The organism is Acinetobacter sp. RW6 (assembly GCF_041956835.1).
Classification (GTDB): Bacteria; Pseudomonadota; Gammaproteobacteria; order Pseudomonadales; family Moraxellaceae; genus Acinetobacter; species Acinetobacter calcoaceticus.
Genome location: NZ_CP167121.1, coordinates 2,195,383 through 2,215,918 on the forward strand (window position 1 = coordinate 2,195,383; position 20,536 = coordinate 2,215,918).

20 protein-coding genes and 1 pseudogene are annotated in these 20,536 nt (G+C 38.4%); 7 read left to right on the top strand and 14 right to left on the bottom strand.

From position 1 onward, the window contains the following. Positions 1 to 10: 10 nt before the first annotated feature. Complete coding sequence (locus ACB088_RS10460) at positions 11 to 820, top strand: peptidoglycan DD-metalloendopeptidase family protein (protein WP_375036901.1); 810 nt, start codon at positions 11 to 13, stop codon at positions 818 to 820. Here the strand turns inward: ACB088_RS10460 and ACB088_RS10465 are convergent. The 3 genes and pseudogenes from ACB088_RS10465 to ACB088_RS10475 all read right to left on the bottom strand — a co-directional run. Continuing rightward, positions 817 to 1,242: a GNAT family N-acetyltransferase gene (locus tag ACB088_RS10465; RefSeq protein ID WP_375036902.1), complete on the bottom strand. Its 426-nt coding sequence runs from the start codon at positions 1,240 to 1,242 to the stop codon at positions 817 to 819. The genes ACB088_RS10460 and ACB088_RS10465 overlap by 4 nt on opposite strands. Before the next feature lie 90 nt (positions 1,243 to 1,332). Beyond that, positions 1,333 to 1,755, bottom strand: a complete 423-nt coding sequence (locus tag ACB088_RS10470) for an OsmC family protein (RefSeq protein WP_004642007.1) — start codon at positions 1,753 to 1,755, stop codon at positions 1,333 to 1,335. A 135-nt stretch (positions 1,756 to 1,890) separates the two neighbouring features. Then, a pseudogene (locus tag ACB088_RS10475) lies at positions 1,891 to 1,953 on the bottom strand (hypothetical protein); the annotation flags it as partial. A 241-nt stretch (positions 1,954 to 2,194) separates the two neighbouring features. Here ACB088_RS10475 and crp point away from each other — a divergent pair. Further along, positions 2,195 to 2,902 (top strand): cAMP-activated global transcriptional regulator CRP, encoded by a 708-nt coding sequence (gene crp, locus ACB088_RS10480; RefSeq protein WP_005041938.1) that lies wholly within the window; start codon positions 2,195 to 2,197, stop codon positions 2,900 to 2,902. A 159-nt stretch (positions 2,903 to 3,061) separates the two neighbouring features. Beyond that, the gene (locus tag ACB088_RS10485) at positions 3,062 to 4,111 is read left to right on the top strand and encodes an NADP(H)-dependent aldo-keto reductase (protein ID WP_003652689.1); all 1,050 of its coding nucleotides are present in this window, start codon (positions 3,062 to 3,064) and stop codon (positions 4,109 to 4,111) included. Between the two features lie 55 nt (positions 4,112 to 4,166). Here the strand turns inward: ACB088_RS10485 and ACB088_RS10490 are convergent, their stop codons facing one another. From ACB088_RS10490 to ACB088_RS10515, 6 genes are all read right to left on the bottom strand, one after another. Next, on the bottom strand, positions 4,167 to 4,946 hold the full coding sequence (locus tag ACB088_RS10490) for a M48 family metallopeptidase (RefSeq protein ID WP_133746482.1): 780 nt from the start codon (positions 4,944 to 4,946) through the stop codon (positions 4,167 to 4,169). A gap of 116 nt (positions 4,947 to 5,062) precedes the next feature. Continuing rightward, on the bottom strand, positions 5,063 to 5,380 hold the full coding sequence (locus tag ACB088_RS10495; RefSeq protein ID WP_375036903.1) for a hypothetical protein: 318 nt from the start codon (positions 5,378 to 5,380) through the stop codon (positions 5,063 to 5,065). Between the two features lie 120 nt (positions 5,381 to 5,500). After that, positions 5,501 to 6,820 carry an adenylosuccinate synthase gene (locus tag ACB088_RS10500; protein WP_003652692.1) on the bottom strand — a complete coding sequence of 440 codons (1,320 nt, stop codon included), beginning with the start codon at positions 6,818 to 6,820 and terminating at the stop codon, positions 5,501 to 5,503. Positions 6,821 to 6,883: 63 nt separating this feature from the next. Then, positions 6,884 to 8,050, bottom strand: coding sequence for an ATP phosphoribosyltransferase regulatory subunit (locus ACB088_RS10505; RefSeq protein ID WP_003652693.1), 1,167 nt, complete (start codon positions 8,048 to 8,050; stop codon positions 6,884 to 6,886). A 183-nt stretch (positions 8,051 to 8,233) separates the two neighbouring features. Next, complete coding sequence (locus ACB088_RS10510; RefSeq protein WP_375036904.1) at positions 8,234 to 9,322, bottom strand: hypothetical protein; 1,089 nt, start codon at positions 9,320 to 9,322, stop codon at positions 8,234 to 8,236. Between the two features lie 186 nt (positions 9,323 to 9,508). Then, positions 9,509 to 10,528: a type I glyceraldehyde-3-phosphate dehydrogenase gene (locus ACB088_RS10515; RefSeq protein WP_017389114.1), complete on the bottom strand. Its 1,020-nt coding sequence runs from the start codon at positions 10,526 to 10,528 to the stop codon at positions 9,509 to 9,511. Between the two features lie 270 nt (positions 10,529 to 10,798). Here ACB088_RS10515 and alaS point away from each other — a divergent pair, with 270 nt between their 5' ends. The 3 genes from alaS (at position 10,799) to csrA (ending at position 15,281) form a co-directional block, all read left to right on the top strand. Beyond that, a complete protein-coding gene (alaS, locus tag ACB088_RS10520) occupies positions 10,799 to 13,435 on the top strand; it encodes an alanine--tRNA ligase (RefSeq protein ID WP_375038800.1) in 2,637 nt (878 codons plus the stop codon). 65 nt (positions 13,436 to 13,500) lie between these two features. After that, positions 13,501 to 14,781, top strand: coding sequence for an aspartate kinase (locus ACB088_RS10525; protein WP_003652700.1), 1,281 nt, complete (start codon positions 13,501 to 13,503; stop codon positions 14,779 to 14,781). 245 nt (positions 14,782 to 15,026) lie between these two features. Beyond that, entirely contained in the window at positions 15,027 to 15,281 is a 255-nt protein-coding gene (gene csrA, locus ACB088_RS10530) for a carbon storage regulator CsrA (protein ID WP_003652701.1), read from the top strand. 67 nt (positions 15,282 to 15,348) lie between these two features. Here the strand turns inward: csrA and rnhB are convergent, their stop codons facing one another. Both rnhB and ACB088_RS10540 read right to left on the bottom strand, forming a co-directional pair. After that, positions 15,349 to 15,915 carry a ribonuclease HII gene (rnhB, locus tag ACB088_RS10535; protein ID WP_004641996.1) on the bottom strand — a complete coding sequence of 189 codons (567 nt, stop codon included), beginning with the start codon at positions 15,913 to 15,915 and terminating at the stop codon, positions 15,349 to 15,351. A 70-nt stretch (positions 15,916 to 15,985) separates the two neighbouring features. Further along, positions 15,986 to 16,375 carry a hypothetical protein gene (locus ACB088_RS10540; protein ID WP_199990135.1) on the bottom strand — a complete coding sequence of 130 codons (390 nt, stop codon included), beginning with the start codon at positions 16,373 to 16,375 and terminating at the stop codon, positions 15,986 to 15,988. A 238-nt stretch (positions 16,376 to 16,613) separates the two neighbouring features. On the opposite strand from ACB088_RS10540, the gene ACB088_RS10545 reads away from it, so the two are divergent. Beyond that, complete coding sequence (locus ACB088_RS10545) at positions 16,614 to 17,171, top strand: cytochrome b (RefSeq protein ID WP_375036905.1); 558 nt, start codon at positions 16,614 to 16,616, stop codon at positions 17,169 to 17,171. Between the two features lie 43 nt (positions 17,172 to 17,214). Here the strand turns inward: ACB088_RS10545 and ACB088_RS10550 are convergent, their stop codons facing one another. From ACB088_RS10550 to ACB088_RS10560, 3 genes are all read right to left on the bottom strand, one after another. Continuing rightward, a complete protein-coding gene (locus tag ACB088_RS10550; RefSeq protein WP_375036906.1) occupies positions 17,215 to 18,213 on the bottom strand; it encodes an adenosine deaminase in 999 nt (332 codons plus the stop codon). A gap of 115 nt (positions 18,214 to 18,328) precedes the next feature. Continuing rightward, on the bottom strand, positions 18,329 to 19,648 hold the full coding sequence (locus ACB088_RS10555) for an NCS2 family permease (protein ID WP_127490965.1): 1,320 nt from the start codon (positions 19,646 to 19,648) through the stop codon (positions 18,329 to 18,331). 321 nt (positions 19,649 to 19,969) lie between these two features. Then, positions 19,970 to 20,197, bottom strand: a complete 228-nt coding sequence (locus ACB088_RS10560) for a hypothetical protein (protein WP_092707841.1) — start codon at positions 20,195 to 20,197, stop codon at positions 19,970 to 19,972. Positions 20,198 to 20,536 lie beyond the last annotated feature (339 nt).

The following is a 20,536-nucleotide window of genomic DNA, read 5'->3' on the forward strand; positions in this document are numbered from 1 at the left end:
TATTGTTGCTATGTTAATAAAAAAACTCATTTCTACTTTGCTTTTTACATCAATACCTTTTTACTGCTTTGCCGAGCTCCCCCAAGACTCTCGAAGAGCTGGCGGAATCGCAGTTATTCCCTTAACTAGTGATATTACTCGGGTCACCTTTCAACAAAAGCCAGTTTTAATCAGTCAGGAAGGTCATCAGCGTTATGCTGTACTTGGTATTCCGTTATCTACCCCACTCGGCAGTGTTCAGCTCGACACTAATAAAGCCCCTATTCAAATAGAAATTAAGCCCTATCCTTATGCTGAGCAACGGATTAAAGTTACTAACCAAGACTATGTGAACCCCAACCAAAGTCAGTTAGACCGTTATGCTCAAGAAGCTAAAGAACAAAATGACGTGTATAACTCATTTACACAGAGCTCATGGCAAGCGTTGCCAAAATTTATACGCCCCACTTCGGGGAAATTCAGCAACTCTTTTGGGCGAAAACGCTTCTTTAATGGCGAAGAGCGCGCGCCCCACTCAGGTTTAGATATCCCTGCACCAGTGGGACAAAAAGTAGTTGCTCCAGCAGATGGTATTGTAATTCAAACCGGATCTTATTTTTTTAATGGTCAAACTGTATTGATTGATCACGGGCAAGGCTTAATCAGTATGTTTTGCCATTTAAGTGCAATTAAAGTAGAGAAAGGCCAACATATTCGCCAAGGAGAAACTTTAGGTTTAGTAGGTAAAACTGGACGTGTGACAGGTCCACACTTGCATTGGGGCATGAGCCTTAATAATGCACGAGTAGACCCTCAGTTATTCTTAGGCAAAACGCGCTAATTTAGTTTTTTTCGGAAATATTTTGGCGCATCGATATACCCTTCTCGTAAGTAAAATTGATGCGCCAATGTTCGCTGTTCGCCCGAATGCAGTTCCATTCGATCACAACCACGTTGTCTTGCCAATTGCTCAGCCTGCTGCAAAAGTAAATGTCCAACACCTTTACTTCGTATATTTTCATCAACACATAAATAGCATACTTTGGCAAAGTCACCTTTTAAGGCGATTTGTGGAATAAAATAAAGGGATAAAAAGCCACAAACTTTATCTTCCTCTTCAGCAACCAAAATTTCTGCTTTAAGATCGCTATGTAGTATTTCAAATTTTTCTTGGATAAGAGCGAGTGGTTGTGGGTACCCCATCTGTTTAAGTAAATCGCATATGGCCTGAGTATCTTCCCATTTAGCAGTGCGAATATTCACTTTCATTTCTCCTCTTATTTTTTAGTTATTTTTGACAATAAAAAAGCCAACTCTAATGTCAGCTTTTTTTTCTATCTATCAAAAAACATCTTATTCAGCTTCAATAATTTCGAAGTCGTGGGTGATTTCAACACCACCATCAGAAAGCATTTTACTCGCTGAACAATATTTTTCAGCAGATAATTCAACCGCTTTTGCAACCTGTTTTTCTTTCACAGCTTTACCTGTTACCACGAAGTGTAAGTGGATTTTAGTAAAAACAGCCGGAATTGCGTCAGCGCGCTCAGCTTTTAAATTACATACGACATTCGTCACATCTTGACGAGATTTCTTTAAAATGGTCACAATATCAAACGAAGCACACCCACCAAGTCCCATTAATAGCAACTCCATAGGACGTGGACCACGGTTTTCACCACCATACTCAGGTGAACCGTCCATGATGACACTATGCCCACTATCTGATTTCGCTTCAAAAGCAACATTCTCTAGCCAATGTACACTTGTTTGCATTGCAACTACCTAAAAAAAATTATAAATTTAAGCAGGGTCTGTTGACATTTCATCTATGGATTGCTTTAGAGCTAAAAATTAATCCAAATAAGATGCAAAACCTAGACAATGGCTATCCTTTGTCCAGTTTTGTTATATAGTTTGTGAAGTTTCAGCCATAATCTGAGCTGCAATTTAAGCAGTGCAGGCATAGCGCAAGACCATGTTATTTTGTACGTTCCGTTGTTAAGATCTATTTATTTAGAATGGCTAAATTTCATAGCTCTTGCTTGGTAACGTCTAAAAGAATTGTCTTATGTCGCAACCATCTGTGAAATGTCAACAGACCCTTGTTTTGTACACTAACATAAAATGAGTTGATAAGGAATTTCATCTCTTCTGTGTAATAGCTCATCTCGGGCTTGTGTGAATTGTTTACCCTATTCGGAACATATTAAGCATGACTTCAAATTTTTCACAACTCAGCACAGATGCTTTATCCCCGGGGCAACTACCTGAATCCGTTAAAGCATTGTTAAAACGTGCTCACATCAACAGATATCCAAAACGAACCACAATTGTTGATGCCGGAACAGAGTCGAAATCTTTATATTTAATTTTAAAAGGCTCAGTTTCAATTATTTTACGTGAAGATGATGAACGTGAAATTGTTGTTGCATATTTGAATCCGGGCGACTTCTTTGGGGAAATGGGGCTTTTCGAACCGAACCCTCAACGTACAGCTGAAGTTCGTACTCGTGATGTCTGTGAAATTGCAGAAATTTCTTATGACAACTTCCATGAACTTAGCAAACAATATCCAGACTTAAGTTATGCTGTTTTTGCACAACTCGTTCGCCGTCTAAAAAATACAACCCGTAAAATGACAGATCTTGCATTTATCGATGTGTCTGGCCGTATTGCACGTTGTTTAATCGACCTATCTTCACAGCCAGAAGCAATGATTTTGCCAAATGGTCGTCAAATTCGTATTACTCGTCAAGAAATTGGCCGTATTGTGGGTTGTTCACGTGAGATGGTTGGCCGTGTACTCAAAACCTTAGAAGATCAAGGCATGATCCAAACAGATGGTAAAGCCATTCTTATTTTTGATGTTTCATTAGAAGATGCACCTGTTTCTGATGACGACTATGATGATGACGAATAATATTTATTAAATTTTTAATCAAAAGCAAACTTCGGTTTGCTTTTTTTATATGCAACAATGAGTTAATACACAAAACTTACAAACTATTCTAATTTTATGATTTAAGTTGAATACATATTCTCCGTTAGGCTAACTCAAAATTTCCAAGGATTCCGCTGTATGCAATTTAACCCACTTAGTCGCACAGGCCTCAAGCTTCCAGAAATTTGTTTAGGCACCATGACATTTGGTGAGCAAAACTCCCAGCAAGAAGCATTTCAACAACTCAATTATGCTTTGGCACACGGTTTATATTTTTGGGATACGGCAGAGATGTATTCGGTTCCGCCAAAACCTGAAACTTATGGTGCAACAGAAACGATCATTGGCAATTGGTTTGCCCAAAATGGTCAACGTGACAAAGTCTTTCTCGCTTCTAAAATTGCCGGACCTGGCTTTGGAGGAACACACATCCGAGAAGGCCATACGCGCTTCAACAGCGATCATATTGCGAAAGCCCTAGATGGCTCACTCAAACGTCTCCAAACCGACTATATCGACCTCTATCAACTCCATTGGCCAGAACGTCATACCAACTTTTTTGGTACGTTAGCTTATGGCAACCAGCAAGCTCAAAATGATTACGACACAACACCTCTAGAAGAAACATTACTTGCTCTACAAGAAGAAATTAACCGCGGTCGCATTCGCTATATTGGTTTATCGAATGAAACGCCGTGGGGCACTATGAAGTTTTTACATTTAGCTGAAAAGTTAGGTGTTAGTAAATTTGTAAGTGTTCAAAATCCATATAGTCTACTCAACCGTACTTATGAACTAGGTATGTCAGAAATTGCTAAATATGAAGATGTCGGCTTACTTGCATACTCTCCTCTTGCGTTTGGCTATCTTTCTGGCAAGTTTAGAAATGGCGCTCGCCCCGCTAATGCCCGTGTCACATTATTTCCGCGCTTTAGCCGCTACAGTAACCCTCAAAGCGAATGGGCAACTGAGCAATATGCACAGCTAGCAGAGAAACATGGGTTAAGCTTAACCCAAATGGCATTAGCATTTATCAAACAACAATTCTTTGTGACCAGCACAATTATTGGTGCCACAAATCTAGACCAACTTAAAGAAAATATTCAGGCATTTGAAATCGAATTATCTGCTGAAGTTTTACAAGGTATTGAGGCCATTCATACTCAACAGCCCAACCCTGCGCCTTAAATAAAAAACGGATGCTTAAGCATCCGTTTTCTTTATCTATAAAAAATTTTATATCTTATTTACGGGTATTATAAACTGCCATTGCTGCAGGTAAGTTTTTACGCATTTCGCCAATACGCTGAGAGTTAGATGGGTGAGTAGACAAGAAAGATGAACCACCACCACCTTCAAGCTTGTTCATTTTTTCCCACAGTGTAATCGCAGCATTGGGATTATAGCCCGCACGCGCCATCAGCATTAAACCACCTTGGTCAGCACGACTTTCCAAGCTACGAGAATATGGCAAGCCTACACCCACTTGCGAACCCAACTGAGCCGCAGCAGTACCAAGTTGGCCGACATTATTACCAGCATAGCTTAGACCAATACCAAGAGCTAAATCAGTTAGAGCCTGAGCGCCAATTTTGCTTTTTGCGTGCTCTTCTAAAGCGTGAGTCATTTCATGACCCATAACAGCAGCAATTTCAGCATCAGTCAGGTTCAATTTATTGACAATACCGGTATAGAACACAACTTTACCGCCAGGCGCTACATAGGCATTAATCGTGTCAGACTTCAACACTGCCAACTGCCAACTAAAAGGCTGACCCGTCTGGTTCATCTGGTTAGCATAAGGTTTTAAACGGTTGAATACAGCATTAATGCGGTTATATGTGCTAGAACTAGTATCTAGCGCACCCTTACCACGTGCTTCCTGCACCATTTTATTAAAACCTTGAGCAGATTGAGCATTTAAAGTTGCTGTATCTGCACCTGCCATGTCAGCTACTGTTGTACAACCAGAAATCGTTACAACACTCGCAGCACATAAGCTTAAAAAAAGTTTTTTATTCATCAATTGGATCACCTAAATCGTTAAAAAAGCTGTTTATTCTTTTGCACTTATTATAAGAAATCCCGCTTATGCTTTGAATGTCTCATTTCTTCAGGATCATAGTATTTATGTAACGATCAAGTAGATAAAGTCATCAAATAAATCCAGAAAATCAAACATATTACATTTAAGCCAAGATAGATATGACTTAAGGTCTTAACTTTCTCTTCAAGATTAGGACTTTCTCTTTTCCAGAGTAAATAACTATTTTGTATGAATACCACAGGAATTAACACACATGCGAACAATACTGACAAGCTCATAAAAGCAGTCATGAAGAAATCTTCATGATATTCTTGCCCATAAATGACCAACATCGCTAATGTAGGTGAACCACCAATAGCAAATAAAAAAGAATAAAAAATTGTTTTTGAAATACTTGGTTGCAGCTTCATCCTGAGCCCATCATTCCTTATCGATATATAACGTTTTAATCCGAATCGAATCAAACAAAAACTGCACTTTAGTCGGGTATAAAAAAGCCCCCTTTCAGGAGGCTTTTTAATCTTTGCTAATTAAGCAGAGAATGGATGACGTAAAACAATTGTTTCTGCGCGGTCTGGACCAGTTGAAACGATATCAATCGGACATTCGATTAACTGTTCAATGCGCTTCACATAAGCCAAAGCATTTGCTGGTAATTGGTCAATACTAGTTAAACCAACAGTCGACTCGCTCCAACCAGGCATAGTTTCGTAAATTGGTTTCAAGCATTCAAAAGAAACCGCATCAGAAGAACCTACACAGCCTGAATCTGTATTTTCATAGCCCACACAGATTTTCACTTCTTCTAAACCATCTAAAACGTCAAGTTTAGTTAAGCAAATACCAGAAAGTGAGTTTACATCTACAGAACGGCGAAGGATTTCAGCATCGAACCAACCACAACGACGTTGACGACCAGTAGAAGCACCAAACTCATGACCGACTGTACCCAAGTGTTTACCAACTGGATCACCAGCATCAGCTGCTGCATCGTAAACCAATTCAGTTGGGAATGGACCAGCGCCTACACGAGTTGTATAAGCTTTAGTAATACCTAATACATAATCAAGATGCAAAGGTCCCATACCTGAACCAGAGCTTACACCACCAGCAGTTGTATTTGAACTTGTAACATATGGATAAGTACCGTGGTCAATATCTAGAAGTGAGCCTTGAGCTCCTTCAAACATTACAGCCTTACCTTCTTTACGATAGTCATGCAACACTTTAGTAACATCAACCACTAATGGAGCAAGAACTTCACGCCATTGGTTGCAAAGAGCCAATACATCTTCAAATTTAACAGCTTCTACACCGTAGAACTGAGTTAACTGGAAGTTATGTAACTCAAGCATCTCAGACAGTTTTTCTTCTAATGCTGCACCACCACGAACAAGGTCAGCAACACGCACTGCACGGCGAGCCACTTTATCTTCGTATGCAGGACCAATACCACGACCTGTAGTACCGATTTTAGCATTACCACGTTTCTTTTCACGTGCCTGATCAAGTGCAATGTGGTTAGGCAAAATGAGTGGACAGTTTGGAGAAATACGTAGGCGTTCTTTAACAGGAACTCCTTCTGCTTCCAAAATTCCCATTTCTTCAATTAACGCGGCTGGTGAAAGTACCACACCATTACCAATTAAGCACAATACGTTTTCACGTAAAATACCTGATGGAATGAGGTGCAATACAGTTTTTTTACCACCTACGACAAGAGTATGACCTGCGTTATGTCCGCCTTGATAACGTACTACCGCAGCCGCCTGATCTGTGAGCAGGTCGACGATTTTACCTTTACCTTCGTCGCCCCATTGGGTACCAAGTACCACAACATTTTTGCCCATAATAGCCTCATTACATCATGCTGTTAAAATTGGAAACCACCAGTAAAAAATTACCGTTGGCGTTTAAATCTTTTCAATATTCCATTGACCATTTTGCGCCACGAGTTGATGGGTCGCGTATGGAATAGAACTTAAATCATCATTACCTAACAATTGAACGACACGTAAACCTTGAGCGCGTGCATTCGAAATTGCTGAAAGTAAATCTTGTTCTGAGCCTTTTGGAGCAACAACAGTTTCTATTTCGGCGAACTGATTTGCACCTAAGGCATATAAATCACAACTAAAGCCAGTAGCAGGACGTGCGCGACCAAAATGCTCACCAATACCATCGTAACGACCACCCTGCGCTAACGGCGCAGCACGGTTCGGCGCATATACTGCGTACATTAAACCAGTGTGATAATGATAACTACGTAGCTCTACAACATCGATACCGATATTGAGATTTGGCCAACGGCCTTTAATTTGCTCAAGCGTCGTCTTAAGTGCATCTAATGCTGACTTAAATTCCGCATCTTGCAAAATATTGGCACTTAAATTCGTCTGCAATGCTTCTAGATCACTAGAATAACGACCAAGCGCATAGAAATCAGAACCCATATTCAGGCTTTGAGTAAATTCTGCTAACTCTGGCAATGCTTTTCTTTGATAAAGATCAGACAGTTCATGCTCTTCATTTTTTGACAGTCCAGCATACTTGACTAGACTACGGAACAACCCTACATGGCCCAAATCTAAATGCGCGCCTTGCAAAGTATAGATGTTCTCAATCAACCCCAGCATAACATCGACCATTTCGACATCAGCTTCGATACTATCGTGGCCATATAACTCTGCACCTAATTGTAAAGGTGCACGAGTGGCATTGAAATTTTGTGGTTTAGTATGTAATACAGTCCCTGAATAACAGTAACGTGCAACGCCTTCAACTGGTCTTACATGTGCATCAATACGTGCAACTTGTGGCGTCATATCAGCACGAACACCGAGTAAACGGCCTGAGAGCTGATCAATAACCTTAAAAGTTACTAAATCTAAGTCTTGATTTGATTCTGATAATGAAGACAACGATTCGATGTATTCGATAAATGGTGTATATACCAATTGATAACCTCGTACCGCGAGGAAATCTAATGCTTCACGGCGAAGTTTTTCAATGACTTGTGCCTGTTCCGGCAATACATCGGCTACCCCGTCAGGCAGCAACCATGTCTCTGAAATGGTCATATTTCAAGCCTAAAATCTGATCAACGTGGAACGACCCCACATAAAAAAATCGGGAACACACCCGATTTCTCTTAGTGTAGCATGATACTTTCTGCCATGCACCTGACAATTTGCATAAATCTTTCTTAATAAACTCTAAAGTCAAAAAGAAGATTTAAACAATTAATAATAATATTCAATATCTTACTTTGCTTTGCTCATATCATAGTCAAAAGCTCTTCGACCAAAGAATGGGCCAATATCTGAACTACCACCTGGTTTCCAGTTAACTAAATTTAGCTTTTGAATAGCTTGAGCTGCTTGAGTATTAAAAGCAAAGCAACCTTTTTCAAGATTTGCAATTTTTAATTTCTGCTTCAAAGCATTTGAGGAGTGCACATTATTAAGCGGGTTATCTTCTATAGAATAAAGGTGAGACTTCTCATACGCCAAACTTCTATCAGCATCCCATAAGCTGCTTGATACAAATTCCATAGAAGCAAACTGATCATTATTATTGCCCAGTGCACTTTCAATATCACCAGTTTCTAAGTTTTCTAAAACAGTTAAGTTATAGCCGTACCACTGCGAGTTTAGAAGCCTAAAATACTTTTTATCTTGACCTAAGTTATTATATCTTTCGATGATTGACTGCTTTTTTTCACTAAACGCGGGATTGGCATTAAAACTAGATATATATGAAATATAAGACTGATTCCATTGAGTCTCTTTTAAACGATAACAATAACTATTTTTTGGAAACGTAATATTCTTATAGTTTTGATAAAATTCAATTAAATTTTTATCAAGCTGATTATGAAGACCAGTTTCTAAATTTTTATTTTCTTTATAGCCCGGCAATACACGATCAAAGATATTTTCACCATCTAACTTCACAATTTCAAACTTTAAATTTTTTTTCAAATCAGGAGTTAGCTCATAAGTCCAACTACTAGGTGTTAACCTTTTTACAATATTTGTTTGCAATGTCTCTTTATTTAAAATTTTCTGTTCAGTTAAAAAATCATTTTTTAATGGTTGATTGTGTGACTTTGCAAAAAAGATTTCGTTATTATTAATTGGATATTGAGTAATTTCAAAAGAATCACTATAAATACCTGAAGAAATATCAGAATATTGATAATAAACTTGGTAAATTGCATCGTCTTTTTCTAAATTACTTTCAGCTTGATCATTAGTATTTTGATCTGAGCCTCCACCACCACAAGCGGTTAAAATAATAGTAGATGTAATAATTAAAAAACCACTTATTTTTTTTGAGTTAAATTTCATATGAACTCTATAATTAAAATTTTAATGTTTGCGAATCATACAAATAGAGATAGTTTTTCACAATATAAATATTTAGAGTTTTAAAATAAATTTTCTTTTAAATTTTTCCTACAATTATTCAGATCATAAATTATTAATTATAAAAAGGATGTTAATTTAACATCCTTAAATTATTTCAATTGACGTTTAGAAAGAATCACACAAATCTAATAATCGATTTGCGTAGCCCCATTCATTATCGTACCAAGCAAATACTTTAGCTTGATGCCCCACCACCATTGTCTGGGTTAAATCAACGATGAGTGAATAAGGAGAATGGTTGAAATCACTTGAAACTAATGGTTCATCAGTAACAGCCATAATTTCTGCATAATCTGTTTGAGAAGCTTTAATCAATACTTCATTAATATGATGAACAGTAATTGGCGATTGAGCGATAAAAGTTAAGTCAATTGCAGCCACATTAATAGTCGGCACCCGAATTGAATAACCGTCTATACGATCTTCCATTTTAGGCATAACCCGTTTTAATGCACCTAATGCACTAGACGTAGTGGGTATAATATTTTGCCCAGAAGCTCTGGCACGACGCAAATCACGATGCGCGTGATCAAGTACAGATTGGTCTGCTGTAACAGCATGAATTTCTGTCATGAGCGCTGTTTCAATTCCAAACGCATCATCAATGATTTTAACTAGGGGTACTAATGCCTGCGTAGTGCATGACACACTTGATATGATCTGATCAGTCGCTTTCACATCTGCATGGTTAACACCATAGACAATTGCTGCATCGACATGGTCAAAAGGTGCTGCACCAATAATTACCCTTTTTGCTCCAGCTTGTAGATGACGGGTTGCATCAGCGTGGGAACGGAACAGTCCAGTACACTCAAGTACGACATCAATATCTAAACTAGACCATGGCAAAAGCTCAGGTTGTTCCTGTTTTAAAACTTCAACTTTTAGTGTTCTTTGATTTGATTGAATGTTCAAAAAAACTTTTTCATTTTCAATAAATATTTCCACATTTCCATTAAAACGGCCATGTGTGGAATCATATTTAAATAAGTGCACTAATGTTTGTACATCTGCTATATCGTTAATCGCCACGATTTCAAATTGAAATTGTTTTGAGCTCTCGAACCAAGCACGTAAAACATTACGTCCAATCCGCCCAAACCCATTAATGGCGATACGTTGCATGACCTATCCTTATCTACAAAACTAAAGGCTAAAGAAGGCATATAGTAAAGCACGTCACGCCCAATTGAATATAGATTTTTAGCCAAATCACAGTTTTGTAAGATATTCCTTTTAAAATCGTTGGTTCGGTGGGGTTTTTCCGCTACAATTTAGCGTTTTTAAAAAATAAGCCCCGTATCAAATGCTCAGGTTTGACATAAAACAAACAGGCATTGATACATTTAGCCAAATTCGAAAATATGGAGTGACTTGGTTGTGAGTACTCGTTTAATGACATCTGCTGAAATTCGTGAAGCATTTTTGCGCTACTTTGAGACGCAAGGGCATACACGTGTCGCGTCGAGTTCTCTTGTTCCTGCCAACGACCCAACTTTATTATTTACAAATGCTGGGATGAACCAGTTTAAAGACTGTTTTTTAGGTCTTGAAAAACGTGACTATGTACGTGCAACCACATCGCAAAAATGTGTACGTGCTGGCGGTAAACATAATGACTTAGATAACGTTGGTTACACTGCACGTCACCATACATTCTTTGAAATGTTAGGCAATTTCTCATTTGGTGATTATTTCAAACGTGATGCTCTTAAATTTGCTTGGGAATTTTTGACTAGCGATGAGTGGCTAGCACTTCCTAAAGATCGTTTATATGCGACCGTTTATCACACGGATGATGAAGCTTATGACATCTGGAATAAAGAAATTGGTTTAGCGCCTGAACGTATTATCCGTATTGGTGATAATAAAGGCGAAAAATACGCATCTGATAACTTCTGGGCAATGGGTGACACAGGTCCATGTGGTCCTTGTTCTGAAATTTTCTTTGACCACGGCGATCATATTTGGGGTGGCTTACCAGGCACACCTGAAGAAGACGGCGACCGTTTCATTGAAATCTGGAACAACGTTTTCATGCAGTTTAACCGAACTGCTGATGGCGTACTTCACCCACTCCCTGCTCCATCTGTTGATACAGGTATGGGCTTGGAACGTATCTCTGCTGTATTGCAACATGTTAATTCAAACTATGACATTGACTTGTTCCAACACTTATTAAAAGCTGCTGCAAACATTATTGGTATTGAAGACGAAGGTCAGCCGTCTTTACGTGTAGTTGCAGACCATGCGCGTTCGTGCTGTTTCTTAATTGCTGATGGTGTAAACCCAAGCAACGAAGGCCGCGGTTATGTATTACGTCGCATTATCCGTCGCGCTGTGCGTCATGGTAATAAACTTGGTGCAACTGGTACATTTTTCTACAAAATGTTGCAACCTCTAATCGAAGTTATGGGTGATGCATATCCAGAACTTGTAGCGCGTAAAGATGTGATTGAAGCAACTTTAATTCGTGAAGAAGAACAGTTTGCGAAAACACTCGAGCAAGGCTTAAAGCTACTTGAAGGCGAGCTTGCTCAATTAAAAGATAAGACGATTCCTGGTGCGACTGTATTTAAACTTTACGACACTTACGGCTTCCCAACAGACTTAACAGCTGATATTGCACGTGAACGTGACTTTATTATTGACGAAGCTGGCTTTGAAGTAGAAATGGCTGCACAGCGTCAACGTGCTCGTGATGCTGGTAAATTCGCAGTTGATTACAACAGCATTGTACAAGTTGAAGGCGAAACCCAATTTGACGGTTACATCAACACCACTGGTCAAGGCCAAATTGTAGCGATCTACAAAGACGGCGTACAAGTTGATGAAGTTTCTGAAGGCGACGAAGCACTTATCGTTTTAAACCAAACTCCTTTCTATGCAGAAAGTGGTGGTCAGATTGGTGATACAGGTATCTTCAAAAATGAAACTGGTATTTTTGAAGTTCAAGATACGAAAAAATCAGGCGGTGCCTTTGTTCATCAAGGTATTGTGACCGTTGGTAATCTTAAAGCTGATCAAAACGTTGAAGCGATTGTTAAAGCTGATATTCGTGAGGCAACAGCTCGTAACCACTCGGCAACTCACCTATTACATGCTGCTCTTCGTCAAATTTTAGGATCACACGTACAACAAAAAGGTTCGTTAGTTGCAAGTGATATCTTACGTTTTGACTTTGCTAATGACCAACCGGTAACTTTTGAGCAGTTACAACAGGTTGAGCGTTTGGTAAATGCAGAAATTATTGCAAATACCGCAGTAACCACTGAACTACTTGACATCGAAGCGGCAAAAGCCAAAGGCGCAATGATGTTGTTCGGTGAAAAATACGGTAACGAAGTTCGTGTTCTTGCTATGGGTTCAGTGATTGATGAGAGAAACTTCTCAATCGAACTTTGTGGTGGTATTCACGTTAAGCGTACAGGCGATATTGGTTTATTTAAGATCACTTCTGAAGGTGGTGTGGCTGCTGGTGTACGTCGTATTGAAGCAGTTACAAGTACTAAAGCTTTAGATGTGGTACAAAAAACCGATTCAGATATCCAGCACATTAATAGTTTATTAAAAGCACAGAAAGATCAAACTGTTGAGCGTGTACAAGCCAATGTAGAACTGGTTTCTACATTACAAAAGCAGATTGAACAGCTCAATCAGAAATTGGCAAACTTCCAAGCGTCAGAATTGATTGATCAGGTACAAACGATTGCTGGTCGTCAAACGCTTATTACCACTGTTCAAGGTGTAGATGCGAAATCACTTCGCAACTTGCACGACAGTGTTAAATCAAAATTAGAGAACGCAGTCATTGTGTTAGCTGGTGTAGAGGGTGACAAAGTTAGCCTGCTTGCTTCAGTTGCATCACAATACACTGCAAATCTAAAAGCAGGTGACATCATCAAGCATCTAGCAACCGAGTTAGGTGGTAAAGGTGGTGGTAAACCTGACTTAGCACAAGGTGGCGCGCCACTTAACGAGAAGTTTGGACAAGTTATTGCTGCATTACCTGCATGGCTTGAACAAAAATAAGACTTCACTTTTTGTGTAACTGACCCTGAAAAGCCTCTCAGGGTCATGGCTTATATGGAAAAACTATGGCATTAATCGTTCAAAAATATGGCGGTACTTCTATGGGTACCCCCGAGCGCATTTTAAATGTTGCTCGTCGTGTTAAGCGTTGGCATGATCACGGTCACAAGGTTGTTGTGGTCGTATCTGCAATGAGTGGTGAAACAAACCGCTTACTTGCTCTCGCTAAAGCCATTACCGAAACACCTGACCCACGCGAGTTAGACCAAATGGTTTCAACCGGTGAACAGGTGACGATTTCCATGTTAGCTATGGCACTTAATTCGATTGGTGTGGAAGCTAAATCCTATACCGGACGTCAAGTCGGTATTAAAACTGACAGTGCATTTACCAAGGCGCGTATTGAGTCTATTGATACAGATGTCATGACCAATGACCTAGATGCAGGCCGTGTTATTGTTGTTGCAGGTTTCCAAGGCTTTGATGCTAATGGAAATATCACAACTCTAGGCCGTGGTGGTTCAGATACTTCTGGTGTTGCTCTTGCTGCTGCTCTAAAAGCAGATGAATGCCAAATTTATACTGATGTAGATGGCGTTTACACCACTGACCCTCGTGTTGCTCCTAAAGCCAAAAAAATCGACCGTATTTCTTTTGAAGAAATGCTAGAAATGGCTTCATTAGGTTCAAAAGTTTTACAAATTCGCTCAGTAGAATTTGCCGGAAAATATCAAGTTCCTTTGCGTGTATTATCAAGTTTTGATAATGATAACGACGGCGTGTTTGACGATGAATTTAAAGAAAATGTAGGTACACTCATTACTACTGAGGCGGAAGATAATATGGAACAACCAATTATTGCAGGTATTGCTTTTAACCGTGACGAAGCAAAATTAACGATTTTAGGTGTACCTGATGAACCAGGTATTGCTTCTAAAATTTTATCACCAGTAAGTGATGCCAATATCGAAGTCGATATGATAGTGCAAAATGTTGAAGAAGACGGCACAACAGATTTCACTTTCACTGTAAACCGTGTTGATTTAGCTAAAGCTGAAAAAATCTTAAACGAAACTGCCAAAAATATTGGTGCACGTGAAGTTTCAACACGTGATGACATCGTTAAAGTGTCTATTGTTGGTGTAGGTATGCGTTCACATGCAGGTGTAGCGAGCAAGATGTTCACTGCCCTTGCTGACGAAGGTATTAATATCCTTATGATTTCAACATCTGAAATTAAAGTTTCTGTCATTATTGATGAGAAATACTTAGAACTCGCTGTTCGTTGTCTACATACCGCTTTTGGTTTAGATCGTGAACATGGTGAAAGCAGCGCCCGCGCTTAATTTTACCAAACGGTCAATTATTCATTAAAAAATGTTTACTTGTCCGACAATAATTAAAGAAAACACAGAGCCGCTATAGTTTTTTTTATAGCGGCTCTGTTATATTAAACGGAAAGTTTTTTGGCAGTGATTATCAAAATATGACTTTGTTCTCATATTTCTGTTAGAATCTGACTGAAAACTGAGGTTGAGCTTTTATTTGGGTACCAATATTGCAGTTTTAAGCGTTTAGCAAGGAGATAAACATGCTGATTCTGACCCGCCGTGTCGGGGAAACATTAATGATTGGGGATCAAGTCAGTGTTACTGTGCTTGGCGTCAAAGGAAATCAGGTTCGTATTGGTGTGAATGCACCAAAAGAGGTTTCTGTTCATCGCGAAGAAATTTATCAACGTATTCAACATGAACGTGCAATGCATGAACACCTCCAACATCTTGATCAAGATTATCAAGTTTCTTTTGAAGATGATAATTTTGCACAGAAAAACTTCAATCGTTAACATGAAGTTATTCTCTCCCTAATTAAAGCGACTTTATAGTCGCTTTAAATTTTTTAGGAAGTTGTATTTATAGGCCTAGAGCACGTTTAACAGGTGCGTAACTACGGCGATGCTGATCAATTACGCCATGCGCTGCAATCGCTTCAAAATGCGCTTTAGTCGGATATCCTTTATGTTTGGCAAAACCAAATAATGGATATTGTTGATCTAATTCCTGCATTTGTCGATCACGCGTAACTTTTGCCAGAATACTCGCTGCACTGATCTCAGCATGACTCGCATCTCCCCCAACAATAGCTTCACAAGGAATAATGATTCCTTTTGGAATTTGATTACCATCTACAATCACTTTTTGTGGCTGAGTTTTCAAACCATCCACTGCACGCTGCATAGCCAAAAAAGTCGCTTGTAAAATATTTAATTCATCAATTTCACCGTGCGTTGCTTCTGCAATTGACCAAGCTAAGGCTTTTTCTTGTATTTCAATAAACAACTTTTCACGTTTCTTTTCAGTTAATTTTTTAGAATCATTTAATCCCACAATTGGATTATTCGGATCTAAAATAACAGCCGCTGCCACAACAGAACCTACCAAAGGTCCTCGTCCCGCCTCATCTACACCAGCAATAAACATCAACTCTCTACCTTTAAACAAAAGAGGCTGATCAATAGTAATCAGCCTTCTTTAATACAAAAATCATTAATTACTTTTGTAAAGCTTCTGCCACACACTCATTTACAGTTTTTGAAACCACTTGGTTTACAATTGTAGCACGTGCATTTACATCAAATGCAGCCGAAGCTAATTCTACTGCTGTCACACTATTTGGTGCCTTTTCGCTCACACAACCACAAACATTGGTTTGAATGCTGTCACGTTGCTCAGCAGTCATAAGCTTTGTTGCTGTTTTCCAAGCCGAAACATTATTAATTTCTGTAATACATTTTGCATTTACAGCAACTTTTAATGCAGCAACACCCAACTGTTGAGTTGTAGTTTGTGCAGAAGTAGCACCTGTACCCGTACCTGTAGTCGTTGCACACGCTGTTAAAGCTAAAACAACTGGCGCTAGAGCGAGCATCAATTTTTTCATCATTTTTTCCTTTGATTGAACGTTGGCAGCGCGTATTGTGCCTAAACTCAACTTTATAAGAAACAAATAATTTGATGCATTTATGCAAACTATTCTCCCCTGCAAAACTCAGCTCATCAAATGCATTTTTTCTTAAACGTTCTGTTTTTAGCACGCTCTGTTACATTTAAAACATTTCTCAAAATCAGCGCTTTCCCATAAAATTAAAAATCAAAACGACAAAAAAATAGGGTCTTTTATGCCTGCTGTTTCATCTCAGTATTACACCCGTACCGCACAAGTCCTGCATTGGGTGATGGCAATCATTTTCATCGCAGCATGGGCTATCGGCTTCTATAGTGGAAATTTTTTAAATTATGACGTTGATGGCAGCTTTAAAGGTGATGTCATTACGTTGCACAAGAATATTGCGACAACCATTATCTTTTTGGTGATTATCCGGATTTTATGGCGCTATACACATCCAGCTCCAAAATTACCAGATACGATGTCACCAACCATGAAAACACTAGCACATGTTGGTCATCTATTCCTTTATGTGATTTTGGTGGCATTACCTATCACTGGTTGTTTATTTAGCTGGAGTGCTGGTCACCCTGCCCCTGTTTTATATTTATTTGAAATTCCGCGTTTAGTGCAAGATAACCCAGAGCTTTTAGCTGTTGTTAAACCATTGCATATTTATATTTCATGGTTTGCAGGCTTTCTCATTGTTGGACATGTACTTGCAGCTTTAAAACATCACTTTGTTGATAAAGACAATATTTTAAATAGTATGACCAAACAACCAAAGTAATTGTATGTATAAAAAAACCGCCTGAGATAGGCGGTTTTTTTATTTAGATTTTTTTGATTTCTGCAATCCACTTTTGTTTCTCTTCATCTGAAATGAAAGAGGCCTCAAAAGAGTTGATTGTGAGTTTTTTCAACTCATCATTTGTTAGATCTAAAGCTTGCTGAATTGCAAAGAAGTTATCATTCATATATCCACCGAAATATGATGGATCATCTGAGTTTACAGTCACGTGTACGTCTTTTTGTAGCAAACGACGGATATTATGATCTTTCATATCCTTTACAACGCACAGCTTCAAATTACTTAAAGGACAAACCGTTAGAGGCATTTTTTCGTTAATTAAACGTGCCATTAATTGTTCGTCTTCTTCAGAGCGCACACCATGGTCAATACGGTTCACTTTGAGCAAGTCTAAAGCTTCCCATACATATTCAGGTGGACCTTCTTCACCTGCGTGAGCAACGATTAAGAAACCCTCTTCCCGTGCCTTAGCAAAAACACGTTCAAATTTAGCTGGTGGGTGCCCCACTTCACTTGAATCAAGCCCTACAGCAATAATATCTTGCTTAAATGGTAAAGCCTGCTCCAAGGTCTCAAAAGCTGCCTCTTCGCTTAAATGGCGTAAGAAACACATAATCAGTTGAGAACTGATACCAAACTTAGCTTTAGCATCAGCACAAGCACGTTTTAAACCGTTAATCACTGTTGAGAAAGCAACGCCACGATCAGTGTGAGTTTGCGGGTCGAAGAACATTTCTGTATGAACCACACGATCTTCTGCACATTTCTCAAAATAAGCCCATGCTAAATCATAAAAGTCTTGTTCATGTACAAGAACATTTGCACCAGCATAGTAAATATCTAAAAATGATTGAAGATTATGGAAGTTATAAGCTTGCTTAACTTCTTCAACAGATTTGTAAGGAATCTGAATCTGATTGCGCTGGGCAATTGCAAACATTAATTCAGGTTCAAATGTCCCTTCAATATGTACATGCAATTCGGCTTTTGGTAAGGCACGAATCAGCTCGACTTGATTCATATTAACTCCACGTCTAAAGAAAAAGGGTGTGGTTAAAATCACACCCTTCTATAATTTTCTTCTTATTAAGCGCTATAACTAAGTTAGCTCAAGAAGAAAATTATAAAAAATCATATTAACCGCCAAACGCGATAAATTTAAATACCCAAAGTGCAGCAATAATCCATACCATGTACGGTACAGTTTTTGCCTTACCAGTGAATAATTTAACTAATGCATAGCTAATAAAACCCATTGCGATGCCATCAGCAATTGAATAGGTAAATGGCATAAATACAATGGTTAAAAATGCTGGAACAGCTTCTGTAATATCATCCCAATCGATATGAGTGATCCCTTGAATCATCAACACACCAATGAACAATAAAGCTGGCGCTGTTGCAAAACCTGGTACAGATTGAGCAAGAGGTGCTAAAAATAAACAGCAAATAAATAAGACTGCAACGACAACAGCAGTTAAACCTGTACGTCCACCTGCTGCCACACCTGAAGCTGATTCAATATATGGCGTAGTTGAAGATGTACCTAATGCGGCACCAGCAACAATTGCAGTAGAGTCTGCAAATAATGCTTTTTTCAAACGAGGTAATTTACCATCTTGCAAAAGACCAGCACGGTGTGAAACGCCAACCAAAGTACCCGTACTATCAAACAAGTCGACAATAAAGAATACGAAGATTACACCAACCATACTTGCAGTAAATAGACCTTTAAAGTCCATTTGCATAAATGTTGGTGCAATTGAAGGAATTTGACCAACTACACCCTTAAATTCGTTTAGACCTAAGGCAGTCGCAATTGCTGTAACAACCAAAATACTAATAATGATTGCACCACGGATTTTTAATTGGTGTAAAACCACAATCATTAAAAATCCAAATAACGCTAATAATACTGTAGGTTGTTTAATATCACCCAAGCCAACTAATGTCGCTGGATTATCAACAATGATGCCAGCATTTTTTAAAGCAATAAGTGCGAGGAATAAACCAATACCACCACCAATGGCAAACTTAAGTGACATTGGAATGGCATTTACAATCGCTTCACGAATTTTAAAGAAGCTAATTGCAAGGAAGACAAGACCTGAAACAAATACAGCTGCTAAAGCTGTTTGCCATGGCACGCCCATACCCATACAAACTGAATAGGTAAAATAAGCATTTAAACCCATACCAGGGGCCAGTGCGATTGGATAATTAGCAATGATCCCCATCACTAAACAGCCGATTGCTGCTGCCAAACAGGTCGCAACAAATACGGCGCCATGATCCATGCCGGTTTCAGATAAAATGAGTGGATTGACAATAATGATGTAACACATCGTTAGAAATGTAGTTACACCAGCAAGAACTTCAGTCCGGAAAGTGGTTTTATTGTCGCTTAACTTAAATAAACGCTCTAACCAGCCTGCCGAAGAATTGGGCGCCGCCATAAGTAGCCTCTATGCAAAATCTGAACTGTGGAATATTTACTTCTATGTAGGTCGCTGAACAATATTGTTTTTCTGTTCAGGCCTATCAACAAGAATCTCAAATTTAAGAAGCAACAAATATGCCACTCATTTGGTTTCTAGTTCATCCATAGGAAATAACCACAGCCCCTCTTGAAACACAAAAAAGCTGCATAACCCCTATGCAGCTTTTTTACTATACGTTCAATAAGTTTAACAGATTCAACCGAAACATGATCAAAATTTATAAAAAGATATGACCAATGACCATGCAAAAAATCAGAAATTTAAAGCGCAATATTATTAGAAAATAATTTTTTTCTCGCTTATATATCCTTGCAAATGATAAGAAGCCAAATTGCTGTGATGAGCATGATTAGGATTGCGTTCGATACTTTGTAAATTTTGTTCTGCTTCTTGAATGATTCGCATCAATTCCTGATGTCTTTTATTTTGGGTATCTAAATAAGCCCAATACCCTAATACAAAGACAATACTTACACACAACACGATTAATACTTTATTGATCATTATTATTATCTCTATGTTTTTAATGTTAATGATCTTAACAAAAAAATATAGCTTTGTGAATATTTTCACATTTATTTACAATAACACACATTCATCCAAATAATTGATAAAAAAGGTGATTTTAAATTTATCATTACAATGATTGATAAATACAAAACATTTCCATTGAAAAGTAACTTTATTTTAAAACAGACTGTTTTTAATTATTTTTAATATTAGCTTTTTAGTCATTTCCATTATTAAGTTCATTTAAATATGCAGTGTAGACAAATGTGTATATCGCATGAAAAATCTCTAAATTTTCTATCTACTGAATAAGATAAAAAGATCGATTTTTCT

Bases quoted from the DNA above. Each gene is read 5' to 3' on its own strand.
- ACB088_RS10460 (WP_375036901.1), top strand. From the start codon at position 11: ATGTTAATAAAAAAACTCATTTCTACTTTGCTTTTTACATCAATACCT.
- ACB088_RS10470 (WP_004642007.1), bottom strand. From the start codon at position 1,755: ATGCAAACAAGTGTACATTGGCTAGAGAATGTTGCTTTTGAAGCGAAA.
- crp (WP_005041938.1), top strand. From the start codon at position 2,195: ATGACTTCAAATTTTTCACAACTCAGCACAGATGCTTTATCCCCGGGG.
- ACB088_RS10485 (WP_003652689.1), top strand. From the start codon at position 3,062: ATGCAATTTAACCCACTTAGTCGCACAGGCCTCAAGCTTCCAGAAATT.
- ACB088_RS10490 (WP_133746482.1), bottom strand. From the start codon at position 4,946: ATGAATAAAAAACTTTTTTTAAGCTTATGTGCTGCGAGTGTTGTAACG.
- ACB088_RS10495 (WP_375036903.1), bottom strand. From the start codon at position 5,380: ATGAAGCTGCAACCAAGTATTTCAAAAACAATTTTTTATTCTTTTTTA.
- ACB088_RS10500 (WP_003652692.1), bottom strand. From the start codon at position 6,820: ATGGGCAAAAATGTTGTGGTACTTGGTACCCAATGGGGCGACGAAGGT.
- ACB088_RS10505 (WP_003652693.1), bottom strand. From the start codon at position 8,050: ATGACCATTTCAGAGACATGGTTGCTGCCTGACGGGGTAGCCGATGTA.
- ACB088_RS10510 (WP_375036904.1), bottom strand. From the start codon at position 9,322: ATGAAATTTAACTCAAAAAAAATAAGTGGTTTTTTAATTATTACATCT.
- ACB088_RS10515 (WP_017389114.1), bottom strand. From the start codon at position 10,528: ATGCAACGTATCGCCATTAATGGGTTTGGGCGGATTGGACGTAATGTT.
- alaS (WP_375038800.1), top strand. From the start codon at position 10,799: ATGACATCTGCTGAAATTCGTGAAGCATTTTTGCGCTACTTTGAGACG.
- ACB088_RS10525 (WP_003652700.1), top strand. From the start codon at position 13,501: ATGGCATTAATCGTTCAAAAATATGGCGGTACTTCTATGGGTACCCCC.
- csrA (WP_003652701.1), top strand. From the start codon at position 15,027: ATGCTGATTCTGACCCGCCGTGTCGGGGAAACATTAATGATTGGGGAT.
- rnhB (WP_004641996.1), bottom strand. From the start codon at position 15,915: ATGTTTATTGCTGGTGTAGATGAGGCGGGACGAGGACCTTTGGTAGGT.
- ACB088_RS10540 (WP_199990135.1), bottom strand. From the start codon at position 16,375: ATGAAAAAATTGATGCTCGCTCTAGCGCCAGTTGTTTTAGCTTTAACA.
- ACB088_RS10545 (WP_375036905.1), top strand. From the start codon at position 16,614: ATGCCTGCTGTTTCATCTCAGTATTACACCCGTACCGCACAAGTCCTG.
- ACB088_RS10550 (WP_375036906.1), bottom strand. From the start codon at position 18,213: ATGAATCAAGTCGAGCTGATTCGTGCCTTACCAAAAGCCGAATTGCAT.
- ACB088_RS10555 (WP_127490965.1), bottom strand. From the start codon at position 19,648: ATGGCGGCGCCCAATTCTTCGGCAGGCTGGTTAGAGCGTTTATTTAAG.
- ACB088_RS10560 (WP_092707841.1), bottom strand. From the start codon at position 20,197: ATGATCAATAAAGTATTAATCGTGTTGTGTGTAAGTATTGTCTTTGTA.